General features: G+C 35.1%; 16 protein-coding genes and 1 pseudogene. 5 read left to right on the plus strand and 12 right to left on the minus strand.

Annotated elements, in window-relative coordinates; genetic code table 11:
* Positions 1-14: 14 nt before the first annotated feature.
* The 4 genes and pseudogenes from C1A05_RS08385 to C1A05_RS08400 form a co-directional block, all read left to right on the plus strand.
* The gene (locus C1A05_RS08385; RefSeq protein WP_102027751.1) at positions 15-413 is read left to right on the plus strand and encodes a (deoxy)nucleoside triphosphate pyrophosphohydrolase; all 399 of its coding nucleotides are present in this window, start codon (positions 15-17) and stop codon (positions 411-413) included.
* Between the two features lie 67 nt (positions 414-480).
* Complete coding sequence (locus tag C1A05_RS08390) at positions 481-1,236, plus strand: helix-turn-helix domain-containing protein (protein ID WP_102027752.1); 756 nt, start codon at positions 481-483, stop codon at positions 1,234-1,236.
* Positions 1,237-1,259: 23 nt separating this feature from the next.
* Positions 1,260-1,577, plus strand: coding sequence for an IS3 family transposase (locus C1A05_RS08395; protein ID WP_159462036.1), 318 nt, complete (start codon positions 1,260-1,262; stop codon positions 1,575-1,577).
* A gap of 18 nt (positions 1,578-1,595) precedes the next feature.
* Positions 1,596-2,027 (plus strand): annotated as a pseudogene (locus tag C1A05_RS08400) (transposase); the annotation flags it as partial.
* A gap of 84 nt (positions 2,028-2,111) precedes the next feature.
* Here the strand turns inward: C1A05_RS08400 and C1A05_RS08405 are convergent.
* From C1A05_RS08405 to C1A05_RS08450, 10 genes are all read right to left on the minus strand, one after another.
* Positions 2,112-4,925, minus strand: coding sequence for a DEAD/DEAH box helicase (locus C1A05_RS08405; protein WP_102027755.1), 2,814 nt, complete (start codon positions 4,923-4,925; stop codon positions 2,112-2,114).
* 34 nt (positions 4,926-4,959) lie between these two features.
* Positions 4,960-5,829, minus strand: a complete 870-nt coding sequence (locus tag C1A05_RS08410; RefSeq protein ID WP_102027756.1) for a phosphorothioated DNA-binding restriction endonuclease — start codon at positions 5,827-5,829, stop codon at positions 4,960-4,962.
* 36 nt (positions 5,830-5,865) lie between these two features.
* Positions 5,866-6,609, minus strand: coding sequence for an NERD domain-containing protein (locus tag C1A05_RS08415; protein ID WP_234998425.1), 744 nt, complete (start codon positions 6,607-6,609; stop codon positions 5,866-5,868).
* Positions 6,610-6,774: 165 nt separating this feature from the next.
* Positions 6,775-7,005, minus strand: coding sequence for a hypothetical protein (locus C1A05_RS08420; protein ID WP_102027757.1), 231 nt, complete (start codon positions 7,003-7,005; stop codon positions 6,775-6,777).
* Between the two features lie 16 nt (positions 7,006-7,021).
* Positions 7,022-7,582: a DUF1643 domain-containing protein gene (locus C1A05_RS08425; protein ID WP_159462037.1), complete on the minus strand. Its 561-nt coding sequence runs from the start codon at positions 7,580-7,582 to the stop codon at positions 7,022-7,024.
* Positions 7,583-7,736: 154 nt separating this feature from the next.
* On the minus strand, positions 7,737-10,046 hold the full coding sequence (locus C1A05_RS08430; RefSeq protein ID WP_159462038.1) for a HelD family protein: 2,310 nt from the start codon (positions 10,044-10,046) through the stop codon (positions 7,737-7,739).
* Positions 10,047-10,223: 177 nt separating this feature from the next.
* A complete protein-coding gene (locus C1A05_RS08435) occupies positions 10,224-11,048 on the minus strand; it encodes a nuclease-related domain-containing protein (protein WP_102027760.1) in 825 nt (274 codons plus the stop codon).
* 248 nt (positions 11,049-11,296) lie between these two features.
* The gene (locus C1A05_RS08440) at positions 11,297-12,733 is read right to left on the minus strand and encodes a VWA domain-containing protein (RefSeq protein ID WP_102027761.1); all 1,437 of its coding nucleotides are present in this window, start codon (positions 12,731-12,733) and stop codon (positions 11,297-11,299) included.
* Positions 12,734-12,924: 191 nt separating this feature from the next.
* Positions 12,925-14,328: a M20/M25/M40 family metallo-hydrolase gene (locus C1A05_RS08445; protein ID WP_102027762.1), complete on the minus strand. Its 1,404-nt coding sequence runs from the start codon at positions 14,326-14,328 to the stop codon at positions 12,925-12,927.
* 62 nt (positions 14,329-14,390) lie between these two features.
* Positions 14,391-15,425, minus strand: coding sequence for a hypothetical protein (locus tag C1A05_RS08450; protein ID WP_102027763.1), 1,035 nt, complete (start codon positions 15,423-15,425; stop codon positions 14,391-14,393).
* 256 nt (positions 15,426-15,681) lie between these two features.
* On the opposite strand from C1A05_RS08450, the gene C1A05_RS08455 reads away from it, so the two are divergent.
* A complete protein-coding gene (locus C1A05_RS08455; RefSeq protein WP_102027764.1) occupies positions 15,682-16,089 on the plus strand; it encodes a hypothetical protein in 408 nt (135 codons plus the stop codon).
* 55 nt (positions 16,090-16,144) lie between these two features.
* Here the strand turns inward: C1A05_RS08455 and C1A05_RS08460 are convergent, their stop codons facing one another.
* Positions 16,145-17,143: an HAAS signaling domain-containing protein gene (locus tag C1A05_RS08460; protein WP_102027765.1), complete on the minus strand. Its 999-nt coding sequence runs from the start codon at positions 17,141-17,143 to the stop codon at positions 16,145-16,147.
* Positions 17,130-17,492: a PadR family transcriptional regulator gene (locus tag C1A05_RS08465; protein ID WP_102027766.1), complete on the minus strand. Its 363-nt coding sequence runs from the start codon at positions 17,490-17,492 to the stop codon at positions 17,130-17,132. The genes C1A05_RS08460 and C1A05_RS08465 overlap by 14 nt, the downstream gene beginning before the upstream one ends.
* Between the last annotated feature and the right edge of the window lie 17 nt (positions 17,493-17,509).

The following is a 17,509-nucleotide window of genomic DNA, read 5'->3' on the forward strand; positions in this document are numbered from 1 at the left end:
AGATGGAGGTTAATATGAAAAAGACTGTAAAAGTAGTTGCAGCTATCATCGAAAATGAGGAAAAAGAAATACTTTGTGCACTTCGATCACCAAAAATGTCGATACCAAACTTGTGGGAGTTTCCTGGTGGGAAGGTAAAACAAGAAGAAGATATATTTACTGCTCTTATAAGAGAAATAGATGAAGAATTAGACTGTAAAATACAAACTATAGAATTACATAATAACATTACACATGAATATGAAAAGTTTATCATTAACTTAATTGCAATCAAAGCAAAAATTATTAGTGGACAACCCAAAGCAAATGAGCATTCTAAATTAATCTGGCTCAAGAGAGAGAATCTAAATTCTTTGAAATGGGCACCTGCGGATATTCCTGCTGTTGAATTATTAATTAAAGAAAAAGTATAAGCTATATTGATATGCTCCCCCTAAAGTAGACACTTAAAAAACAAAACTACTTTAGGGGGATATTTTTATGCGTTCTAATAGTAAACATACAGTTAACGAACTTGAAAGATTTATCCAAATGTATCTTAATGAGGGACTTAGTTTTAATGAATTAAGGGAAGAAAATGGTTTGTTATTAAGTGAATCGGCATTTAATAATAAAGTACTGAGATACCAGAAACATGGTCTTGCAGGCATTCAAACGAAGACGGTTAATAATCAATATAGTAAAGAGTTTAAGCTCTCTGTTGTTAAAGAGTACATGGGAAAAGAGACCTCTATCAGCCAATTAGCTCGTAAATATAATATTCCAGCTTATGAAACTGTGAGGAAATGGATAATCAAGTATACTGAGGGGGAGGAATTAAGAAATTATTCTCCAAAACCCGAGGTGTATACAATGAAAAGTAGAAAAACAACACGTGAAGAAAAAATGGAGATTGTCAAAGATTGTTTAGCTAATTATCTATCTTATAAAGAGACTGCTGAAAAATATCACGTCTCCTATAATAATGTTTATGCATGGACTAAAAAATACAAAAGATATGGTCCAGATGGACTTGTTGATGGACGTGGACAAGGAAAGCCAACCTCTATCCAAACAGAAGAAGAAAAGTTACGAACTGAAATCGCTGCCCTAAAAGCCCGTAATGAATACTTAGAAACAGAGAATATTGCATTAAAAAAGTTAGAAGAAACGGAAAGAGAGTTGATGTTACGCAGACAAGGTATGAAGCAGAATTCCAAACAATCAAAAAGCTCGAAAAAAAGGGGTTCAAAATAAGCTTACTGTGTGAAGCTTTGGATGTGAGTCGCTCGGGTTATTATAAGTGGTTAAATCGCAAACCAACGGAAACAGAGAAGCGTTTAAGACACTTGATCAACTTAATTCAAAGAGTTTATGAAGAACATAAAGGGATTTATGGTTATCGCCGAATCACGATTTATCTCAATCATTTCCTTAACGCTCAAGTGAACCATAAATGTGTTTATCGCTTGATGAAGTTATTAGAAATAAAAGCCGTTATCCGCCGGAAACGTTACAACTATAAGCCACATAAACCGCAACATGTAGCTGAAAATGTCCTAAATAGAGAATTTCAAGCAGACTATAACACAATGTAAGTCTTATTAACAGATGTCACTGAATTTAAGTACGGAGGTCATTCAAAAGCTTATTTAAGTGCAATCTTGGATTACGGTGAAAATAAAATTGTAGCCTATCAATTATCCAGACATAATAATAATGCCTTAGTTCATGATACTGTCAATCAGATTGAAGAGATCATCATACCAACGAAAACTTTATTACATAGTGATCGCGGCTTTCAGTACACTTCACATAGCTTTAAGAACTTTGTAGAAAAACACCAAATTACACAAAGTATGTCACGTGTTGGTAAATGTATTGATAACGGTCCAATGGAGAACTTTTGGGGAATTATCAAGGAAGAAATGTATCGGTTAAGCAGCTATGAAACATTTGAAGAATTAAAGAATGATATTAAACAATATATAGAATTCTTTAATACAAAGCGCGTGACGTTGAAAATGGGGCTAAAAATTCCAGCATAAAAATGCCATGCATGAGAATCATACATGGCATAATATTTTGTTTTTTTACCTGTCTACTTGACAGGGGGCAGTTCATATAGAAGCTTATACTTTTTTTGTAAACTCTGTATATAAGTTTGCAGGAACTTCATTTTCAAGCTCAATAATACAAGTAATCGGGCGTTCTCCTTCATATTTAATGGTGTTTCCTTTTCCAATATAAATATAAGGCTCTGTTTTCCCGTCTATTTCTTTATATTTTCTTACAAAAAGATGAAGGTTAATTCCTCTATCTCTGTTAAATATTATGTTTTTACCTCTTTCTGACTGTTGTGTTGTACTATTTTGGGATTCCCACTGAAAATAACGTTCATTTATAAACTTATCTTTATAATTTATACTCTCTTTAATATCCTCTTCTTTATGTAAATCGATGTACAAAAAGTAATCCTTTCCATTAGCTAAAACCCCAGACCCTCGAAAAGCACTATGAGTTTTTCTGAAGTTAGATAGTAATGCCGCATCTACCATCTGATATTGTTCATATAGTTTGAAGTGAGGGTATCCGTAATACTTTCTCTTAAACTCTTTCTCATAACGAAAAATCCCATATGTTAGGATATCATCTATATATGAACGGTAATCCTCATTTTTTAATAACATCTCAAAAGATTTAGTTTTTACTAACCTATCGCTTTCAAAATGAACTAATTTTTCTTTGTTTTTTATTTGTAAGCTATCGTAAAAATTCTGGTTTAAATATTCAAAAGAATGAAGAACACTATCATCATCCACATAATCAACCATTTTATTGATTTCTGATTTTGCTGTATTTAGAGTAATTACTTCTTCTACCATTAGATATTTCAATATAACAAATTCATTGATTCTTTTTAGTGGTAATTTACTTGAAAGCTCCTTTAAAGTACTATCAAAAACATCATTTACCAAAAGACTTTTCAATGTATCATCTTTCTCTACTTTAGCAACAAACTGCAGATATGTTTTTTCCTTATTAATAAACTTGACTGGATCAGGAGCTCCATCATATTTTATATAATCCATTAAATAAATCGGAATTCTACCCTGATTCAGCTTCTTAAACTCATAATATTCTTCCTTTAAGTATTTCATTGAGTTAAAATTCTCTTTATCAATTTGCTGAAGGATACGCTCCTGTGATATTTCATCCATCTGTATATGTGTTGCACCAGGAATATTAGCAAATCCAGTAGCAATTGCAACCTTCAAACTTTCTTTATCATAATATCGACTTCCATTTAGCGCAATTGCAATCAAAAATACTTTACTATGGTTTCCAATAAAGTCCAGTACTGTTAAGAAACTTTTATCTTCCCACTTTCTTAATCCTCTTCCTAACTGTTGAATAAATATGATTGGAGAATTAGTTGGTCGTAACATTAACACTAAATTTACAGAAGGAATATCCACTCCTTCATTAAAAATATCTACTGTAAAGATAAACTCTAAATCATCTTGATCATTTTCCAGTTTTCGAATGTATCGATCACGAGTTTCAACAGTATGATCACCATGTAAACTAACACTTTTGTATCCTCGTTTATTAAATTCATTTGCCATATATTCAGCATGTTCAATACTTGCACAGAAACCTAAGCATTTTCGCTTTTCCCCATCATGACTGTAAAATTCCATTTTTTCAATAATGAAATCAACTCGTTCATTTACCTTAAGTCTTTTGGTAACTTCAGCAATATCATCAATCGAAACATCACTTAAATCAATTCCCTCTATATCTGTAATTCCAAAATAATGAAAAGGGATAATCAAATCGTCAGCTAAAGCATCATGAAGACGCACTTCTATTGCTACATTATTATCAAACAAATCAAAAACATTATTGTGATCACTTCTTTCAGGAGTAGCTGTCATACCTAAAGTAAACTTTGGATCGAAATATTTCATCACTACTTGATAAGAAGGGCTTGTTGCATGGTGAGCTTCATCAAAAATGATATACTCAAACTCATCGGGTTTAAACTCTTTATAACATTTAGATAATGTTTGGATTGTAGTAAATACATAATCCGCATTTTTTTCTTTACTATTACCAGTTAATAAACCAAATGAAATATTCTGATTAACTATTAGAGTTTCGAAAGTTTCTTTTGCTTTCTTTAGGATTTCCTCTCTATGTACAATGAACAAAAGTCTTTTTGGTTTAAAACTTTTAACATCAAATGCAGACATATATGTTTTACCTGTACCAGTAGCGGATATTACTAATGCCTTTTTTTGGTCAAACATTCTTAATCGTTCTAAATTTTCCATAGCTTGTTTTTGCATCCTATTTGGAACAATATACTTGCTATTCTCATAAATAACGTTTTTATATGTTGGTATGTTTTGCTTAATGTTTTCTATAAATTCCTTATAATCATTGATAAACTCTTCATCTGCTATATCACTCTGTTTCCATAGGGTATCAAATTCTCTAAAAACATCATTAATAAAGATGCTATTATCTTTTTCTATTAATTGAACATTCCATTCAATATTACTCTTTAAGGCACTTTGAGTAATATTAGAAGATCCAATTATTACTTTATAATGATCCTCATTTTCAAAGATGTAAACTTTTGTATGAAACCCAATTTCTCTATCCGTTACAAATACTTTCAGATCTATATTGTTAAACTCTCTTATCTTTTCTAATGCCTTTACATCTGTAAAATTCAGATACGTTGAGGTTAAAATTTTCCCCATTTTCCCTTGATCTTCTGCCTCTTTAAATGTATCAAGTAATAATTGAAACCCACTAAAATTAATAAATGCAACACTAAAGTAAAACTTCTTACACTCCTTAATTGACCTTATTAATTCATTAAGTAAATTACCTTTATCCGAGTTAACGATTAACTTTTTCTTATTATCCATAAATATTTCTCCTATTTTATTAGCCAAGTACTTATTAACTAATTATATATCTCTCAGGTCCCTTAAACACTTCTTTAACATGCCAATGAATATACGATTCACTTGGTTGATAAAGATGTTCAATTGGTTCTCTAATAACTTCCCCATGATAACGCATTAACCACTCTTCAAATCCATGTGTTCCATGTGCATCTTGAGAAACAATCATTCTTCTATCATTATTGATTGTAAAGACACCTCTATCAAATAGCTTATGATGTAATGAGCAAAGAGCCAAACCATTTCCTTCAATATCCGGGCCGCCAGCTTGATGCCACTTTATATGTGCCGCTTCAATTCCAACCAGCTTATGAGCGAGTCTTACATTAAAACCACAAATAGCACAACTATAACCGTATGCTCTTAAAACCTTATCTCGAAATTTGGAGTCTCTCTTATTCTTTATCGAGTGATTAAAGTCAAGACCAACAGCTTCCAAGATATCATCATGAAAAGTACTTGGAAAATGTTGCTCTAAAATAATTTGAGCTATTTCAGGTATGTATTTTAAATTTTGTTTCAACAAATTAAATACTTCAATTGTAAATCCACCGCTAATTTCTTTATCTAATAAAAGCCTGTGTCTTGGATCCGAAAAATTTACTTCTGCATCAAGTTCCCAAATCCCATCACGTGTTAATCTAACAAATGGCTCTTCAGGGTGATATGATTTTCTTAATGGTCCGAATTCTATTAACAATTGCTTTAGGTCTTTTCCCACTTCTTTATAAGGTAATAATCTTACATCACTTTTTAGTTTTCCCAATGCATACAAAATAAGTAGTGGCTTATGAGGGGCTCTTTGGTTCCCCTTTTTCCATATGGTTAAATTTTTTATCGATTGTTTTAATTCTTCTATATCCATATAAAACACTCCAAAAACTCTTTATCCAGAAACTTTTTAAGACGAAACAAACCTACACTTCGGAAAATTACTACATCCCGCAAAACTCCCATACTTCCCTTTTCTCTGAACTAAGCCTCCACCACATCTAGGGCAAATGTTAGATTTCACTTTGTTTTTAATTTGTTTTTGAGTCTCTTTAATTTGCTTGACATGACGTTTAGCTGATTCTTTGTTATTACCTAAATTATTTAAATGATTTACAACATTTTGAACATCACTATTAGACAAGACTTTTTTCTGATAATTTTTAATTGTCTTTACCACTTGAATACTGTTAATTATATGGACATATGGAGAGCTTACTGAAATTTTCTTCAGCGTTGCCTTTCCACTAAATGTAACGATAGAATAAATTGAATTACTAAATTCACCTAAAATAGTTTCCAATGATTTTATATGCCCAAAATTTTGCCATACTGGATTATAGAATCGTTCTTTTCTTTGATATATTTGTTGAGTCCAATATTTGTTTTTCTCGTTACCAAAGATCCAACCTTTATAATTCTTGGTTTCTATTACAAATATACCATACACAGATATTACAACATGATCTATCTGTGTCGTTTTTCCATTTGCCTTAGGAACTAATAAATCATTAAATACAATGTATGTATTCTTATCCAATCTTTCTAACAAAAAAGCTACCTTTGCTTCTCCAATTTTGCCTTTCACAGAAGGCATTGTCAGGAAAACACTAATTATCACAATAATTACTATAAACACATTTAAAGCATTCAAATTGACACTCCTATTTAGTAAATTACTTTCTCTCTAATAAGCATTCAACAAAATTAGTGATTTTCCTCCATATTTTAACATTTGATGAATTCTATTTAAATAATCAAAAGCCATCTTTCATGTACGAGTACATAGAAAAATGGCTAAACAGTAATTTACATTTAGTTATCCACAATGGCTAGTTACACTATAATCCTCAAACTTTTGATTATGGCATTTTATAGCTGCATCCTTGCTCTTAAAGCTTACCCATCCCCCGTCTCTTTTTAATCTCTCAATACCTTTATACTCCGTTTCCTTCATATTTTTTGTATAAGTACATTCCGTATGAATTGTGAACTTCCTAGTTGGGATATCAATATTAACCCACACTTCTTTTTTTCTTCTACCGATCATACCAGTTCAACTCCTTTTAAAAAGGTGGTTTCCACACATGCATATTTATCCCACTATTTGTACTCCATACCTGCGCATGTTTAGGATACCAACTACATTTACTAACCTTTTCTACATAAAATAGATTCTTTCCTTCTAATAGTTTAGTAACATCCTTAATCCGTTTTTTGTATTTAGAAGTACATCCAAAGGTATTACTTCCCCAAGCAACAATAATGTCATCTACATGCTTTGATAGTTCCAACAATAAGGAATCGTTTTCACAGCCAATCGCCAAATGTTCTTGATTATTATGTATTAATTTTGCAATGCCTTTAGGATCTGTAGAATAGTAAGCATAGAGATTCATCACAAAAACCTTACTATATCCCTTTGTATAGCAGAACTTTAGAACACGATTAATTGTGTGATCGGATTTGTTTTTATTTGCAAGACTTGGATTTTTCATAATAACCAAAACCATTTGTTCTTTTCTAGTTTTAAGTGGGATTTCCAATAGATATCGTAAGTTATTTGCTTGATCACCTTGATATTTAATTTTCTCCGTTACTACATAATCCTTATATGTATGCCCCATTTCTTCACCTCCATATATACTTCTAATTACATATGTAGTAGTTTTGTCCGTTATTCGAGCAATAAAAAAGAAGCACTCGGCACTCGAGTACTTCTTGATCGTGATTATTAAGTTTATCCATTTTTCTAGACGAAATACTTTTATTTTTAAGATATTAAAGAATATCATCAAACGTAGAAACCAGCTTAGGCTTTCTCTCCACAACACCATCTAACAATAAGGAAGGCGTATCCTGATAGAATATCTTCACCTGCTGCTGTGCTCTTGTTAACAATACATATAGTAACCTAGCGTGTAAGTCATCATTAGGGAAAGAGTCTTCATTCACATTAACGAGTATAACTGCGTCAAATTCCATCCCTTTGCTGTTATACGAAGCAAGCACGGAAACAAATCCTTCCTGAATTGTTGAATCAGGTTGTACATAAACAATATCATTTTCATAGTTTTTCTTTAGATATTCGCTTAACTTCTTCGCTCTTCCCTCATCCTTGTGAATGATAGCAATCCGCTTATATTTACTTTTCCACTCATTAATTAGCGAATCAATGTTTTGTAGGAGATCCTGACCATTCCGAACCTCCTCAACCTCTAATGCTGGGCCGCTTCTATTAATCGGCGTAATCAGCTGATGATCTGAAAATTGATTGAGTAATACTTGATTCGCTACTTCAATTATTTCTTTAGTGGAGCGATAGCTTGTTGACATATTTAGTAGCATATCATCCTTATTTTTGAATAGGAGACGCTTCACTCGATTCCAGTCCGTTTGACCATAATTCATGAAGATAGCCTGATCTGTATCCCCTAGGATAGTCATTGTTTTCGTGAACATTTTCAATACGGCAAAATGTACATAACTAAAGTCCTGTGCTTCATCAATGACGATATGAGAGAACCTCTTTGGCTCATCATATAGCGTAAAATAAATATATAGAAGTGGTGGTAAATCGAAATAATTAAGGTTCTTATTTTTGTTATATTTGAAACTATTAATGACATCCGTACCAACCTCATGCTGGAATGATGTAAGAACTTCAGGTGTTAGGACTTGCTGGTACATCGTAACTGGATCAGGAACCTTCATCTTTCGCTTCCACTCGCTAAGTCCTTGCTTTATTTCATCATTATATTTTCGAATTTTATAGTCTCGAATCTCCTCCATCTTTTGCTTCATTTGGAGTAATTCGCCCTTTGTTAAGCCTCCATTTGATAGAAAGGTATCTGTAACAAATCGATACTGCTCCTCGACCACTTTTACCTTTTCCTTTAAATAATCGAGAAAACTATTTTCTACATGCGACATAAATTTCTCTACACGCTGAGCAAATGGCAAATAGGCATAGCCCCCGTAAATTTTCATCAATTCATCTGCCGTTAACACATGATCCGAAATGGTAAGTGTGCGGAAATGGCTTGAGTAATTCGCTTTGTATTCTCTCAAATAAATGTCCATTACAACAATGAATTCTTCAGAGCCTTTGAATTCAATAATTTGCTCCTCTACCTTGTTCTTGGAATTAAAGACGGTCTTCTCGAAGAATTCTTGGTAACTATCAAACACTTTCGTTCCAATATATTTCTGTAAATGCTGTAGGGCAAAATCCTGAAAAGTAGACTGATTTATCCCAGTCACATTAAGATTAGGAAGAAGCTCCTTAAACGAACTAATAAACATTTTCGAAGGACCCAAGATTAAAATATCCCTAGGTTCTAATTTTTTATTGTTATACAACAAATAGGAGATGCGGTGTAGTGCAATGGATGATTTCCCTGAACCTGCAACCCCTTGAATAATGAGGTTTTGGTTTAATGGCTTACGTATTGCGATATTTTGTTCCTTCTGAATTGTTGCGATGATTTCTTTTAAATATCCAGTTGTCTCGTTTTTCTCAATAAGGTCCTTCAAGAAGTCATCCGTGACCGTTAGCTCTTCTCCCTTATCGGAATACGTTTTGTTTTCAGAACTGTTTTCATTTGCAACAAGCTGGTTGATTTTCTTAATTTTCTTGTTTTCTATCGTATATTCTCGCTTTTGTAATACATCGGCTTCGTATTTATAGAAGTTATTCGAGTTTTCATCTTCTACGATGTATTCCTGTCTAGGAAATCCCGGTGTAAAATTATAATAGAGCGATGCGAGAGGCTTACGCCAATCGACAACAATTACATCATCATTACTATCCTTTACCCCTTGCTTTCCAATGTAAAATACTTCTTTGCCAAAATCCTTTGAATCAATATCAATTCGACCAAAATACGGTTCCTTTATCGCTTTATCCAGTAGGCTTAATTCCTTTTTACCAGCTTCAAGGGCGACCTCATCACCAGTTACATTTGTATTTTGTTGGAATTGCTTTTTCTTTTTATTAATGAGTTCACCGACAAAATAGGTGCGATCCTCAATGCGTCTAATGGTTTCATCCAGTATCTCTTGTTCTATTTGAAATTCTCTCTTATCCATTATGTATCGTTCCCCCTGGTACATGAATCATCTAATTCTATTTATCTAGGTAAATTATATCAAATATTAGAAAAATTATTTGTTTTATATGCAAACAAAATTTTCCATTATGAAAAAGGAACATTCGGTTAGGAATGTTCCTGATTATTTATCATTATCTATTACAGAATTCCTCATTTAAATACCTTTTTGGTGCTCATAACAATAAACTTTCCCATCAAATCGCTTATTAGCCAGACAGTACGCCTTTACTTTATCAGATACGGATTTATTACATACCACACATTTATCTTTTGGAACTTCAACCGATTTCTTTTTAAGCTCTTTCACATGCAGTTCTCTTGTTTGGGCATCTTTAATATTTACATTGGAAAGTGCATCATAAATATTTGCGATATCTTCTTCTGTAAATAATGGAATGTTGTTGTATAACCTTTTCTGACTTCTAACCTTCCTATTAATAAATTCAGATAACTCTAAATCATAGATTATTAGTTCATTAGAAGTAATCTTTCTTAAATCTACTTCTACTTTAAAAGTACATCTCCTAGTAAAGGACACTAACGATATAAAATAGTCATGAAAACGTGCATCAACATACTTCTTAAGCGCTTGTATATGTCCGTAGTTTTGATGGAACGGATTCATCATGTTAAACTTTCCATTCACTGACCACGTTTTTCTATCCTTTCCACCATAAACTGTTCCTTGATAATTTTTTGTTTCGATAACAAAGATGCCATATGGGGACAATACAATATGATCTATCTGTGAATATCCTGTTTTAGCTTTCGGATTTTCTATCATAACATCACTAAGGTACTTATAATCTTTAGGAAGCTGATCAAGCTCTATATTAATCTTATATTCTCCTAATTCTCCTTTTCTCGAGGCGATTCTTTCATTGTTGATTTTCTTTCTGCTATTACTAGCATGATTAGATTTTTTGCTGTCTTTACTGCTTGGTTTGTCTTTTTTAAATAGTTTTTGAAGAAATGACATGAAATACCCCTTTTTTTCTGTTGGAAACTTTTGTATTTATAAATTTAGTATAAAGGAAAATATTTACTATGTCCAAGTGGCCTCGTCAAATAAGAATTTTGTTGATATCATTGATCGATTCCTAATATTCTAACTCTAGTTATGATTTTAAAAGGAGATCTCGCTTAGTTTAGAGATCTCCTTTTCTGAAATATGGATAACAATTATATGGTTAGTAGCAGCAGCTGTCCACTACACGACACCAACTATCACTCCTCAACCCCACTCTCAAACCGCTCCTCAATAGTCCGCTTCGCCTCTTCAATCGTTTGTTTACTAATCTCCTCAAGCGTCCTTTCCAATTCATCCACAGTATAATCAATCTCATCAAAGGTCTGTCGTCTAAGTTTGCGAATTTCATCAATTTGATTATAGGTTAAGATATCAAGTTCCTCTAAGACATACTCTAAACTGGCCATGTTATTGCTAGTACCTAATGTTGTAAAGGACCATTCGTTATGGACATGCATAATATCAAAGCTCTGATCCACTCTCATCGCATCTACATCCGATAATGCATCATCCTTCCATTCCTGCCAAGCTTCTAAAACCTCTTCAGCTCTAGCAAATTCCGCTTCAAGCTCATCCTTATTCTTAGCTGAAGCAAAGATTCCACCTGATACCTCTGCCATTTCCTCCAATTGGCGTTGTGCCTCGGCGTCGGTTTGAAATCCGATAATATTAATAATTGGTTTGGCATGAGAATCTGCTAGGGACTTGGCTACGGCAACAGGATCTCCGTCGCACGTTTCGATTCCATCACTTACTAGATAGATTAGGTTTGTATTGTTTTCCGCATCGAATGGCTTTAGTGCCTTCTCCGATTCCTTTAAAGCATCTGCAATTGGTGTCCATCCGCTTGGTTGGAATTGATTCAATGCTTTTTGAAACTCCTGATCGTTATAGGAGGAAAATCCATAAACCTGCTCAATCGCACCACATGATAATTCTTTGTCACTGTCAGCTCCAGTTCCCTTATGTCCATATACACGAAGGGATACATGTGCTTCTTCCGGTACATTAGCTAAAAACTCTTGGATTGCTTCCTTAGCCAGCTCCATTCTTGTTTTTCCGCCAGCATCCGCAGCCATACTTCCACTTGCATCGAGAATGATTTCGACATTGTAGTTTTCTTTAAAGTGAAACTTCGCATCTGGTAGATCTGGATTACCAAAGGACGCAAATTCCCACTTCTTGATGGTATCTTCCGGATTGATGTAATCTTCTGCTACTAACCAATACATATAGCGAAAATAAAGCTCGTATTCTTCTGGAGTTGGATTGTCACTCATTGGTCCTAACACCTTAAATTCTTCTGCTATCTCTGCCTCTAAATCATAGATATTTTTAGCTGCAGCAAATGGGCCAGGTGTTTGTCTAGCTAATCCTTCGACATCTGTCGGCACGGGTGGTACGTCATGAAGGGTTAATTTCTGGGTTGTTTGGTCTTCTTGGTCTTCTTCGTCTTCTTCAGGAATTTGTGATTCCTCATCAGGCTCTTCTTCTGGCTTAACCTCTACTTCTTCAGGAGCCGTTACTTCCTCCTCCTTCGTTTCCTCAGGCTTATTCGTCTCCTTGTCATCACAAGCTACTAACAAAATAAGTAATATCATTCCGAGATAGGCATATATCCATTTCGACTTCAACTTTATACTCTCCCTTTACTAAAGTTTTCATTATGGATATACGCAGTACCCAGGTTTCCGTTTCAATTTATCTATAAATAGGGTCTTTCGTTATATAGAATAATGGTGCACGCGACCTCTTGTAGGTATTTTAACCCATTTCATTATGCCTTATTTCTAGTATTAAAGAGGAGCATTCATAGGAGGGCACCTTAAATGATAGATTTTAATTTTTTCCGAGAATGCTCCCCACGTCTTATTTGCTGCAAAACGCTTCTTATCTCTTTTCCATTTTCAAACACACCTTTTAACAGCTTCAACGTTCCATAACACGCCTCAACATCAAGGTATTCCTTATCTGTATGTTCATTCTGATATCCTGCTGACAAATTAACACTCTGAATATGATGACTAGCCCAAACTCTTGTATCACTGCTACCACCAGCTGTCACCTTCCAATTATCCATTCCTTGTTCCGTTGCAATTCGTTCGAAAAAGCGGCCATATTCAGCATGACAAAATGGTAGATATTTTCCACAGGAAGTCACGATATCTCCCTTGCCACGGCGATCTACTACAATTGCAGCATCCACATCCCATAGAAAATACTCCCTCACCTCCATTGCCCCTACTAAACCACATTCCTCTTCTACGGTGAAAATAAATTTTACTTTCCCATTAAATGTAGAATGATGCTTAAGGTGCTCTGCAAGGTGAAGTAGGACTGCGACACCTGCCCGGTCATCCGCTCCAAGAATTCCTTTACTACTCGACCAAAGGCTACCGTCCTTGATAATGCTTCTATCCTTTTCTATTTCATAAACGGTATCAAGATGTGCATTTACTAGAATCGTTGGTCCTTGCCCGTTTCGATAGGTTTTCTCAGCTAGAATATTTCCAGCATGATCTACAGTTAGGTGGTCTACAAGGGGCTTCAGCCTGCTCATAACTGCCTCTCGAATTTTCTCTTCCTTCCCACTCTCACCAGGGATGGTAAGTAGGTCTTCTAATTGCTGCTGGAAGACTTTTTTAGAAATAAAATCGAATCCTTTTTCAATCCAGGCTTCCTCTATGAAACTTAGCTTCTCCGTCATTTGTAACAAGTCTTGTCGTTTTACATGAATGTGAACATTGTAGCCCCTGCTATTTTCCCTATGGCGCATTCGGAGCTTATGGAATCCCAAAGCTTTACATAGCATTTCGAGATCTTCCATGCTTCGATTTTTCGTTAGCATGACATGTGGACTTCTTCTGTCATGTCCATCACAGGAGCCCATTGTATGAAATCCCAACCGATTTAACTGCCTAACAAAACCTGCAATATACGTATCTAGCTCTTTTATCTTTGGCTCCTCTTTCTCAGGATGGAACCAAACATTTCCAGCTTGCCCTCGTTCTTCAAAATCTAAAGCCTGTAGCCATTTATCCTCTGGGTGAGCTATAGTTGGTAATGTCAATTCTCCTCGCACATATTCGAATTTCACCTGTGCCTTTTCCAGACATTCCAATAGAAAATGGAGATTTTCTTCTCTTTCCTTTGTGCAATCAAATACATTTTCCTGCTTTTTCGTTAACAACCATCCATAACGTACAAACAATTCATTCCAAGCTTTCATCGTATCCTCTCCCTTTTGTTTTGGTAAATCTAGTATCTCAAAAGGGGATGACACACCTGTCATTAGCTCAGAATAAAGGTTTCATCACTACGATGTATTAGACAAAATGGCAGTTGACCATTGTAGTAATAGCCAGAAGTATCCCCACGTTGTTCATTTTCGATAACCGGGGTGTCTATTCCAATAGAGGTTAATTTACGTTTCAGTCTAGAAATGTTTTGCACATATGTATTCGTAGGGATTTCATTCTGTTCATACCCAGGGAATAGATCGAGAACATCATACTTTGTCATAAGGTTCACGTTACTACTATTTAGGAACAAGTAGCGGAGCAACTCCACATGGTTTTGGGATAAAGTGGTTTCCTTACCATTGAACTGCAATCGATTTTCCCTGCTCGTTAAATCGACAAGGATGGTGTTCTTATCATCTAGGTGATTCTCGTACTCGTCGAAGCCACAATACTGCTGCTTGTCATTGGTTATCTTTATATAAGCATTTTGCTCCAAATACCATTCATTTTCATCGATTACATGATACAAAGGAGACAGGTCATAGTCCGGAATCCTCTGAACATCAACCGTTGCTTTCAATTGTTCCAGAGACTCATGCGCTGCTTTCGCGACAAACAATCCACAGTTGGCTAAATATAAATTACAATTGTACAGTTGCTGTGTGTTTAGCTGATATGTTTTGTTGCCATCCTCATTTTGAAAATGGATTGCGTTTTGAAAATAAGTGAGCGCTCTGGCATAATGTTTCTTTTTATAATGCAGAAAACCTAATCGATAATGTGCAATAGGTAAAGCCCGTTCATAGCGCAAGGCTTTCGTTAAGCTATGCTCAGCAGCACGATCATCTTTTTGATAAACGGTTTTTAAATACGTCCCATGCTGTATGAGGTGGAAAATCAGTGTCTCTTTAATTTTTGGTAAGCTTGGTGCATAGTCACTATCTCGATCAGTAGCAATCTTTTTATATAATGTTTCATAGATTGATAGGAGAACATGATAGTTTTCAAGCTCTCTCCCACTCCCCACTCGAAAGTCTGCTTCTAAATCTAGTAACTCTTCAATCGTTTTGTTCCGTAATGTCATGAGTAATCCTCTCTTTTAATAGGCGTTTTATATAATCATACATTAATTTTACTTTTATGGAGACAATTCATGTAGTGGTGGAGCATAATTCAACAATAGGTGCTTTGAATCATTCAAGATGTGGTAATAATCATTCAAGAACACCAAGAATTTCAATAAAAATGAAAAGAATTCCCATTCATGGCAGCATATTGGTTTTGTTATAATGAGGAAAATGGGAATGCATTCCGATATTTCTAGAAAATAGGTGTTTTTTATGAAGCTCACATTATATTGGTTGATTCAACTTACATGGGGCATTTGCCTAACAGTGGTTGGCGGGATCCTCACCCTTGTGTTCCTGCTTTTTGGTAATAAGCCGCAAAGGTTTGGCTATTCGATTTATGTGGAGATTGGAAAACATTGGGGTGGTTTGAATCTTGGTGGGTTCTTTTTTGTTCAAGAAGGAGCAACCACCGCGCTTAAAAGTCATGAATATGGACATAGCTTTCAAAATCTGTGGTTAGGACCTCTCATGCCTTTTCTTGTCACCATTCCCTCTGCCATTCGTTATCATTATCGGAACCTTCAACATGCCAAAGGTAAACCATTGAAGCCTTATGATGCGTTCTGGTGCGAGAAGTGGGCAACGAATCTAGGTAAGAAATATTACAAAGTATTATGATTTCATATAAAAAGGTGTCGTGCACGTGAGCACAGACACCCTTGTTTGAAACCTTTTACTTTTTCCTAGCTCTTCTAAATCCATCCACAGCATCCCACACTAAACCGATTAGTAGCAGAATGAGCATCCAGAAGGTTGTTTGCTCCCATATTTTCGCGACGACATCGTACGCTTCAGTTCCAGCTTCCACCACACCCGCATTCACTAACTCACTCATAAACGTCGGGTTCCAAAATTCCGGACCATTGATCATAAATAGAATGGCCACCATGGAAACAACATTAACAATTGTCGTATTGATCGCTAATTTATACGTCCATTTGCCAGAAACGAGCTTTAGGCATTCTTTTATAATTCCAAATCCAAATACAAGAAAAATAAGCAACAAATATTTTCCATACGTATCTTCATTCAAAAACGGTACAACCCCAGTAAATCCATTCTTGAATACCCATACTCCAATATACTCACTCGAGAACGCAAGGAATACGAGAACAATTGCATAAAAGGTAATCCCTACAATTGGTTCACTGCGCTTAATCCGTCTTTTTTCATCCGGAATTGGTGGTAGGTCAGATGGGTTCCATTCCTTTCCAAGTAAATCCTTTTGCTTGATTCCCCCAGCTAGTTCCCCCATTGCAAAACCAAATGTCGTCCAGCCAAAAGCCATCGGAAGTCCAATGACTAGTGATACGATAAAATCAATAAAATAGTCCAAAATGGCAAATGGCTCTAAAATCGATTGGACAATAAAGCTAATTCCCTCAGAAGCAGCAACTACGACAAGAACTATTTTCAAAATCAACATATACGAATCAAATAGTTCAGGTCCAATTAAATATCTTTTGCTGCCTCTATATTTCTCTGCTAGCTCCCGTGGATTACCAAGCTCCAATAAAACTGCTTCGACTTCGCTTTCTTTACGAGGATATCCACCTGTGCGCTCCTCCAGCATATCTTCTATTAACCCACGAAGCTCATCCGCAATATCCTTGCGCTGTGCTTGTGGTAGCTTCTGGGTAACGGCATAAATATACCGTTCAATCATCTCCATATCCTTCATCTCCTTCATTCCCAATGACATGATCCAAGCTTGCGACAATGTTCTTCCATTCCACAACGAGAAGATCAAAAACTTCTTTCCCTGTTTTACTCAACAAATAATATTTCCGTGGTCGGGTTTCGTTCGTGTCCCATTCACTATCCAAAAGCCCTTGTTTTTCTAGCCTTCTTAGCAATGGATATAATGTGCCAGGCTCCACATGTATTCCCTTTTCCCCTAGCAGAGTCACGAGCGAATAGCCATATTGTGGTTCTGAAAGCTGGCTAAGAACACCAATGGTAATGGTTCCCCTTCTTAATTCCTGCATTAATTTATCTAAATGTTCCCTTGCATCCGTCATATGATCAACTCCTGTTT

Origin of the sequence: Salirhabdus sp. Marseille-P4669 (assembly GCF_900240405.1) — a bacterium.
Classification (GTDB): domain Bacteria; phylum Bacillota; class Bacilli; order Bacillales; family Alkalibacillaceae; genus OEQK01.

Excerpts from the sequence above, each read along its gene's own strand:
- C1A05_RS08435 (WP_102027760.1), bottom strand. The coding sequence starts at position 11,048 with ATGTCATTTCTTCAAAAACTATTTAAAAAAGACAAACCAAGCAGTAAA.
- C1A05_RS08410 (WP_102027756.1), bottom strand. The coding sequence starts at position 5,829 with ATGGATATAGAAGAATTAAAACAATCGATAAAAAATTTAACCATATGG.
- C1A05_RS08430 (WP_159462038.1), bottom strand. The coding sequence starts at position 10,046 with ATGGATAAGAGAGAATTTCAAATAGAACAAGAGATACTGGATGAAACC.
- C1A05_RS08405 (WP_102027755.1), bottom strand. The coding sequence starts at position 4,925 with ATGGATAATAAGAAAAAGTTAATCGTTAACTCGGATAAAGGTAATTTA.
- C1A05_RS08460 (WP_102027765.1), bottom strand. The coding sequence starts at position 17,143 with ATGGAGATGATTGAACGGTATATTTATGCCGTTACCCAGAAGCTACCA.
- C1A05_RS08450 (WP_102027763.1), bottom strand. The coding sequence starts at position 15,425 with ATGACATTACGGAACAAAACGATTGAAGAGTTACTAGATTTAGAAGCA.
- C1A05_RS08455 (WP_102027764.1), top strand. The coding sequence starts at position 15,682 with ATGAAGCTCACATTATATTGGTTGATTCAACTTACATGGGGCATTTGC.
- C1A05_RS08425 (WP_159462037.1), bottom strand. The coding sequence starts at position 7,582 with ATGGGGCATACATATAAGGATTATGTAGTAACGGAGAAAATTAAATAT.
- C1A05_RS08465 (WP_102027766.1), bottom strand. The coding sequence starts at position 17,492 with ATGACGGATGCAAGGGAACATTTAGATAAATTAATGCAGGAATTAAGA.
- C1A05_RS08420 (WP_102027757.1), bottom strand. The coding sequence starts at position 7,005 with ATGATCGGTAGAAGAAAAAAAGAAGTGTGGGTTAATATTGATATCCCA.
- C1A05_RS08445 (WP_102027762.1), bottom strand. The coding sequence starts at position 14,328 with ATGAAAGCTTGGAATGAATTGTTTGTACGTTATGGATGGTTGTTAACG.
- C1A05_RS08390 (WP_102027752.1), top strand. The coding sequence starts at position 481 with ATGCGTTCTAATAGTAAACATACAGTTAACGAACTTGAAAGATTTATC.
- C1A05_RS08385 (WP_102027751.1), top strand. The coding sequence starts at position 15 with ATGAAAAAGACTGTAAAAGTAGTTGCAGCTATCATCGAAAATGAGGAA.